Raw genomic sequence first — 6,801 nt, 5'->3', positions numbered from 1 at the left:
GCTTCGCTCCACCTCCGACCGGCAATGGCGGCGGAGACGACAATGCACTAACTATCAACCCGGACCACCCGGTGGGGGCTGCTCATAATCACCACTCCTCGGCGGTCACCCCCTTTCCCTCAAACGATGGTATTATGGGAATGCAGGCTGCTGATGTTCGCAGTTGCAATATGGTCCGATCAGTGACTATCTAGAGGCCTTCGACGGACCCGGATTGATTCGGGTGGCTCGGCCCGGCGCCTATCCCCGGGATAACCTTAGCGAATTTGGGCCTCGCTTCCGAGTATCGTTGATTGAACGCGTCTGACGGCGTGCGCCCCTCGCTATTGCGATCAGGTTTCTACATGACATTTGCTACTTCGCTTCGACGCGAATGGCTCTCGAACCCGCGCGCCGACGTGCTTGCGGGTATCGTCGTCGCGCTCGCGCTGATCCCGGAGGCCATCGGCTTCTCGATCATTGCCGGCGTCGATCCAAGCGTCGGGCTGTTTGCCTCCTTCTCCATCGCCGTCATCATCTCGCTCGTGGGCGGACGCCCCGGCATGATTTCGGCCGCAACCGCCGCCATTGCGGTTCTTGTCCTGCCGCTGATCCGCGATCACGGCGTCCAGTACCTCTTTGCCGCCACCATCCTCATGGGACTGATCCAGGGCGTCGCCGGCTTCCTGAAGCTCGACCTGCTGATGCAGTATGTGTCACGCTCGGTCATCACCGGCTTCGTCAACGCGCTCGCGATCCTAATCTTCATCGCGCAGCTTCCCCAGCTAACGAACGTCGGGTGGGAAACCTACGCGATGGTCGCGGCGGGCCTGGCGATCATCTACCTGTTCCCGCGTCTGACCAAGGCGATCCCGTCGCCGCTGGTCGCGATCGTGATCCTGACGATCGTCTCGATCTATGCCGGCATCAAGGTCAACACGGTGGGCGATATGGGCAAGCTGCCCTCGTCGCTGCCAGCGTTCGGCATCCCACAGGTGCCGTTCACGCTGGAAACGCTGCGCATCATTTTCCCCTATTCGCTGACGATGGCGGCGGTTGGCCTGCTGGAATCGATGATGACCGCGCAGATCGTCGATGATCTGACCGACACGCCATCGAACAAGCGCCGCGAGATGAAGGGGCAGGGTATCGCCAATTTTCTGACCGGCTTCCTCGGCGGGATGGGCGGCTGCGCCATGATCGGGCAGTCGGTCATCAACGTGAAGTCGGGCGGCTCCACCCGCCTTTCCACCTTTGTGTCGGGCGCGTTCCTGCTGTTCCTGATCGTCGTACTGGGGCCGCTGGTCGCCCGCATTCCGATGCCGGCGCTGGTCGCGGTGATGATTATGGTGTCGATCGGCACCTTCTCCTGGGGATCGATCAGGAACCTCAAGAGCCATCCGTGGCAGTCGTCGGTTGTCATGCTGGTGACGGTGCTGGTTGTCGTCTCGACGCACGATCTGGCGCAAGGCGTGGTCGCAGGCGTGATCCTGTCCGGTCTGTTCTTCGCCAGCAAGGTCAAGCGCCTGTTCGACGTGGCATCCGAGCTGAGCGCGGATGGCAGGACGCGGACCTACCGCGTCTCGGGTCAGGTGTTCTTCGCCTCGTCCGAGCGGTTCGCCGACGCCTTCGACTTCAAGGAGGTGCTGGACAATGTGGTCATCGACCTGACCGCCGCGCACTTCTGGGACATTTCGGCGGTGGGGAGCCTCGACAAGGCGATCCTCAAGTTCCGCCGCGAAGGCACCCATGTCGAGGTCATCGGCCTCAATCAGGCGAGCGCGACGATGGTCGATCGCTTCGCCGTCCATGACAAGCCCGGCGCCGAAGCAGCGCTCGGCGCCCACTGAGGAGAGGGCTTATGAACCGCATATTGGCCTGTATCGACGCATCCACCTACGCGACCAGCGTCGTCGATCTGGCGGCCTGGGCCGCTACCCGGCTCGGGGCCGATGTCGAGCTGCTGCACGTCGTCCAGCGCAAGGATGCCGTGGCATCGCGCAACGATCATAGCGGCGCGATCGGCCTCGGTGTCAAAAGCGAGCTGCTGGAAGAGCTGACCCGCATCGAGGAAGCGGCGGGGCGTCTTGCCATCGAGGAAGGGCGCATCCTGCTGGACGCAGGCGGCACTCGCTTGAAGGAGCAGGGCATCACGGTCGCGTCGATGCACCTGCATGGAGGGATCGTGGAGACGATCGTCGAGCGTGAAGCCGATGCTGCATTGGTCATCATCGGCAAGCGCGGCGCGTCGGGCGAGTTCGCGACCGACCATATCGGCTCCAAGGTCGAACGGGTCGTGCGTGCCAGCGACAAGCCGGTGCTGATCGCCTCACGCGAAGCCAAGGCACCTGACGCGGTGGTGATCGCCTTCGACAACAGCCCCGCCGCCTGCCGCGCTGTCCGTCATGTCGCTACCTCGCCGCTGTTCGGTGGTTTGCCAGTACACCTCGTCATGGCGGGGCCGGATGATGGCAAACACCGCGACCAGCTCGGCGCAGCGGCAGCAACGCTGCCCGCCTGTTCCGAAACCGTCCTGCGTGACGGCAAGGTCGATGCGGTGATCGGCGATCATATGGCGGCGCATCCCGGCGCGATGCTGGTGATGGGTGCCTATGGACACTCGCCGCTTCGCACCCTGATCGCGGCAGCACGACGACAACGATGATCCGCACCGTTCGCGCCCCGGTACTGTTGGTACGCTGACATAGCCGGGGACGCGCCGGACCTTGATGCGCGGCGTCGGCAACTGCTGGCGCTTCGCGATCAGCTCGTCGCCGATGATGCGGCGGCCGAGGAAACGCGCGCCCCGGTCACGCTCGATCAGGAAAGCGTCGGCCGCCTGTCGCGGATCGACGCCATGCAGGTGCAGGCAATGGCACTGGCGGCGCAGCGGCACCGGCAAGCCGAATGTAGCCGCATCGACGCCGCACTGATGCGGATCGACAGCGGCGATTATGGCTGGTGCGTCCGCTGTGGTGAGGAAATCGAGGCCAAGCGCCTCGATCGTGCGCCCGCGACGACGATGTGCCTCGCCTGCGCCAAGGAGGGCTAGGCCCGAAAGGAAGGCATCATGCCGACCGGAACGATCAAATACCTCGACCGTGGTGGGGCCTGGGGCTTCATCTCTCGTGACGACAAGCAGCCCAAGGTCTTTGTCCACGTCCGAGCGGCGGAGCGCGCCGGGTTCACTGAGCTACGGCGCGGGCAGCGATGGCGCTTCACGCTCGTCGAGCGCCCCAAGGGCGGGTTTGAGGCCGATGATCTGGAAATGCTGTTCGACGAACCGCCCCCGCCCGGACGATAAGCAGTTTCCCAAAAACGAAGGTCGCGTGGGACGGCTGACGGCGGGAAGGCGCGCTCGATGGCAACGAGGGCGCCATTTTCCCGAAATGTGTTCCCGATTGGCTTTTCCCGAAACTGCCCGGTGCAGATGGAGAAACGGGACAACCTATGGCCGTCTGATCGACCTCCCCTTGGCGGTCGAAGCTGTTGGCAGATAACGTGAGTGCGACGCCTCGTTTGCGAGCAGCGCCGGATGATGGCGAGCACATTGGCAGCTAATTCGAGCACGGTGCCACGCGCCAGTGGCAGATAGCGTGAGCAGGAAATAGCGCTGTTGGCGAGCAGACACCGCTACGATTGCAAGCCCCTACAAATATCCGTCCCAATCCGGGTGACATGCCCGAGAAGGCGACGTTCATCCCGAAGCCCTTCTCGGCTGCGATCGTCCACGAGCACCTCCGCAGGACGCTGCCTGACGGCAAGAAGCCCGCGCCGCTGAAGAATGCGGTGACGACGCCGGTTCAGCCGGGAGCCTGAGCCACCCCTGCCGAGGCGAGCAACTGCGCGTCGGTCGCGTCGCGGTTGTCGATCCACCATTTGGCGTCCGCGATGCCGAGCAGCGCCGCGCCGGTTTCGACGCTATCGAGAGGTTGATCCTTGCGCAGCAAGGCGATCCGTTTCGCGCGAATGGTCGTTGCCCAGCTGACCTGTCGTTCCGAGCCGTTGAGCGGCGCCAGCGACAGATGGGCAACGGCTTGTTGCGAGGCCGCGGCGTCGCGCTCGTTCTCTTCCTGGCGCTGCTTGCGGTAGCACGCGCCGCAGACCGTCGTGCGCAGCCAGGTGGCCTTGCGCTCCTGCTGCGACGCGAACCCGGCAATGAAATGGGTTTGCTCATGGCCGCAGGTGTGGGTGATGCGATGGTCCATGACGTTCAGCCTGTCATATGGGCCGGATTTGTTCCAGCGGGATTGAGTCGAGCCGTTCGGTTCCGGCGACCGATGCTCGCGGCATGAAGATGGCGATCACGACCCGAGTGGGCTGCTCATCACCAGCACGGTCGCGCGCGCGATCGGCGCCGGCGCTACGCCGGCTCTGAAGGGGGCGACCGCCCCCCACCGCAGCGACTTGGCGACGGGGCGATAGCTGACCGGATGGATGCCATCCCGGCTCGGTTGCGCCCGCAGCGGGATGACGGTGTCGCCGAAACGTGCCGCGATCGACGTGACAATGGATGACGCGCGCAGGTCGTAGGGGGCAAGCCAGGCCACCTTGACGGCGGTGGTTCGCCGCCTGAGCGCAAGAAGGTTGGTTGGGAGCGCCGGACTGGCGGCATCGTTCGACCCGAGTGCGATGAGGGCGACGGTGGCGGCCGAAGCGCCCCTCACCCGCCGCTCGATCTCGGCCGAACCGGCACCCACGCGCGCATGAACCTCGCAGCGTATGCCCTGTGCTGCCAATGCCTGCGCCGTGCCGACCGCGGTGCTGTCGCCCAGGATCAGGCAGAAGGGAATCATGGCCGACCAGCCTGATGGGCAAGCGGTTTTCGTGGAGTGGTCATGTCGCCGTAGGCAAGTAGCCCGAAGATGGCGACAGCACAGCCGGCGATGCCGAACGCTGCGCGTGCCAGCCCGATCAGCCGCGCCTTGCGACCCTTGCGAAGGTGGTTCCACCCTCGATCGAGCGAGGTACGCCAGGACAGCCAGCCATCGCCGATATCGCTCGCGCCGAACATCGCGATGGGGATCGCGACGGCCAGCATGATATGCCGGATGTCGGCGCGGGCGATCACGATGGCGAGAAAGGTCGCGACCAGAATGAACAGCGCGATGGCGTTGATGACGCTGTAGAGCGGGCGCAGCCGAAAGATCCGACGCGAGGGCGCAGCGAGGTAGCGCACGATCGGACGGCGGCAGGTGTCGCAGACCAGCATGTGCTGCCCCAGCGGCCAGCGGCGCATCGCCTCATGGCAATACGGGCATTCGGGCCGGGGCAGGCTGATCATATTCATGCGACGTGGCCGACCCTGATCGCATCGGGAAGTGCAGCCCGGATCACGTCGGCGACGTCGGGCACGCAGATCCAGTTGGAGAATCTCGGGTTCCAGATCGCCTTGCCCTTGCACAACGCGGAAAGAACCTCCCTGCCGATCTCATCGTCGCGCGCGGCCCTGAATGCGATGCGGCCATCTGGCAGTGTCCGCTCGACGATCCCGGCGCATACCTCGATAGGTGCGCCCGCCTTGACGGGAACCGCCTTGGCAGGGGGCGATACCTCCAAAACGGTGCATTCAACCGCTACCGATGTGGAGGGACTTTGCGCCGGATGAACAGTGACAGGCTCTGCCTCGACGTACGGCGGCAATTCCGGCACAGACGCGGCCTGGACGATGGGCATGTTGATCGGCCCAGACGGGTCGCCGGTATGAGACGTATCGGCGGCGTCCGTGCTGTCAGGAACGATGCCGAGGCGGGTATAGATATCGCCCTCCTGGACATGGTCGGCGATGAGCTGGTCGGCGATCTCGACCATCTGCGCGGCGGTGACGCCGGTCGAAAACATTCGTCCCAGGGGCGATGACCCGCCGAACGGCACCCAGGCTTTGTAAAGGTTGTCGCATTTGTAGATCGGCTCGTCGCTGCCGATTTTGGAACGGTCGATCATCGCGGTGGGCGGAACGGACACGAATACGCCGACCTCCGCGAACGCCCTGTCATGCCCTTTTCGCTTCAGCCACGCCTGCAGCACCTTGCGTTGTCGTTTGGCCTGTTCGACCGGATTGGGGATGTTCTGCGGCTGACGTTGCGAGCGATACCAGACCATCCATTCGCCATGCTCGTTCTTCGAGATCCGGCCAGAGTAGTTCTTGGATTCGAAGATCGAGGCGGTGCGCGACGCCCGCGACAGCAGGATATGATCGAACTGCGCGAACCCGCCCTGCCCGTCCGGCAGGCGCAGATCGTGGATAAGCAGGTTGCGGTCGTTGTCAGGCCCGAATTGGTGATCGAGCATATAGGCGGTCTCGCGCTCGCCCCGCATCCCCTGGCGATGGTTCCGCACCGTCGATCGCACGCGCTCGGGGAGAGCCGCGAACTCGTCGGACGCCATCACTTCGTCGGCAAATGCGATCTCGGCCGCGCGGGTCGATTTCTTGCGGATCATCGTTTCGGCGTTCCCGGATTTGGCTGCGGCAGCGGTTGAACCGCCTGCGCCGGTAGCGGCGCGGAGGCGGGAGGCACCATTGCGGGCGGCTTGGCCGGCACCAGCCTCGCCTCGAGCCGTGGCCGTGCATCCTCGATCAGCTTGCGGAACGCATCGAGCGTCGCCAGCGTGGTGATCTTGCCGATGTCGGTCGAGGCGTAGCTTCCACCGAGCGCACCCACGCCAAGGCCGAGCAACAGCCCACCGCCCACGACGCCGATATCCTTCTTGCGCGCCGACCCGCTGGCGACCGCTTCCTGGATGCCGGTGTTCACGTCGACCAGCGTCATCAGCACCTGGCTTTCGAGTGTCTTCGACTTGAGCCCGACCGCCCCGCCGAAC

The 6,801-nt window shown here is 64.6% G+C and carries 10 protein-coding genes, 1 pseudogene and 1 other annotated feature; of the genes and pseudogenes, 6 read left to right on the top strand and 5 right to left on the bottom strand.

All coding sequences use genetic code 11. From position 1 onward, the window contains the following. The 6 genes from AX685_RS23270 to AX685_RS18525 form a co-directional block, all read left to right on the top strand. The coding region (locus tag AX685_RS23270; protein WP_231792296.1) for a hypothetical protein at positions 1 to 194 on the top strand (194 nt) is incomplete at its 5' end. 8 nt (positions 195 to 202) lie between these two features. Beyond that, positions 203 to 257, top strand: a sequence feature (sul1 is cis-regulatory element that is thought to sense ions involved in sulfur or methionine metabolism; They are found in Alphaproteobacteria). A gap of 87 nt (positions 258 to 344) precedes the next feature. Then, entirely contained in the window at positions 345 to 1,829 is a 1,485-nt protein-coding gene (locus AX685_RS18545; RefSeq protein WP_007684580.1) for a SulP family inorganic anion transporter, read from the top strand. Between the two features lie 23 nt (positions 1,830 to 1,852). Next, a complete protein-coding gene (locus tag AX685_RS18540; RefSeq protein WP_231792295.1) occupies positions 1,853 to 2,644 on the top strand; it encodes a universal stress protein in 792 nt (263 codons plus the stop codon). 192 nt (positions 2,645 to 2,836) lie between these two features. Beyond that, a complete protein-coding gene (locus tag AX685_RS18535) occupies positions 2,837 to 3,031 on the top strand; it encodes a TraR/DksA family transcriptional regulator (RefSeq protein ID WP_004213295.1) in 195 nt (64 codons plus the stop codon). Positions 3,032 to 3,049: 18 nt separating this feature from the next. Beyond that, positions 3,050 to 3,283, top strand: coding sequence for a cold-shock protein (locus AX685_RS18530; protein ID WP_004213294.1), 234 nt, complete (start codon positions 3,050 to 3,052; stop codon positions 3,281 to 3,283). 374 nt (positions 3,284 to 3,657) lie between these two features. Then, the gene (locus tag AX685_RS18525) at positions 3,658 to 3,798 is read left to right on the top strand and encodes a hypothetical protein (protein ID WP_231372554.1); all 141 of its coding nucleotides are present in this window, start codon (positions 3,658 to 3,660) and stop codon (positions 3,796 to 3,798) included. Here AX685_RS18525 and AX685_RS18520 read toward each other — a convergent pair. From AX685_RS18520 to AX685_RS22925, 5 genes and pseudogenes are all read right to left on the bottom strand, one after another. Then, positions 3,783 to 4,187, bottom strand: a complete 405-nt coding sequence (locus tag AX685_RS18520; RefSeq protein WP_010409157.1) for a hypothetical protein — start codon at positions 4,185 to 4,187, stop codon at positions 3,783 to 3,785. The two genes, AX685_RS18525 and AX685_RS18520, sit on opposite strands and share 16 nt — an antisense overlap. 96 nt (positions 4,188 to 4,283) lie before the next feature. After that, complete coding sequence (locus AX685_RS18515) at positions 4,284 to 4,775, bottom strand: hypothetical protein (protein ID WP_010409155.1); 492 nt, start codon at positions 4,773 to 4,775, stop codon at positions 4,284 to 4,286. Next, the gene (locus AX685_RS18510; protein WP_156445926.1) at positions 4,772 to 5,218 is read right to left on the bottom strand and encodes a hypothetical protein; all 447 of its coding nucleotides are present in this window, start codon (positions 5,216 to 5,218) and stop codon (positions 4,772 to 4,774) included. The genes AX685_RS18515 and AX685_RS18510 overlap by 4 nt, the downstream gene beginning before the upstream one ends. Before the next feature lie 47 nt (positions 5,219 to 5,265). After that, positions 5,266 to 6,420 (bottom strand): nuclease-related domain-containing protein, encoded by a 1,155-nt coding sequence (locus tag AX685_RS18505; protein WP_010409151.1) that lies wholly within the window; start codon positions 6,418 to 6,420, stop codon positions 5,266 to 5,268. After that, a pseudogene (locus tag AX685_RS22925) lies at positions 6,417 to 6,801 on the bottom strand (CsgG/HfaB family protein); the annotation flags it as partial. The pseudogene AX685_RS22925 and the gene AX685_RS18505, both read right to left, overlap by 4 nt.

The sequence above is a fragment of the Sphingomonas sp. CCH9-F2 genome (genome assembly GCF_001556735.1).
GTDB lineage: Bacteria > Pseudomonadota > Alphaproteobacteria > Sphingomonadales > Sphingomonadaceae > Sphingomonas > Sphingomonas ginsenosidimutans.
Note: the sequence above shows the minus strand (reverse complement) of the source record. Positions and strands in the feature narration are given on the sequence as shown.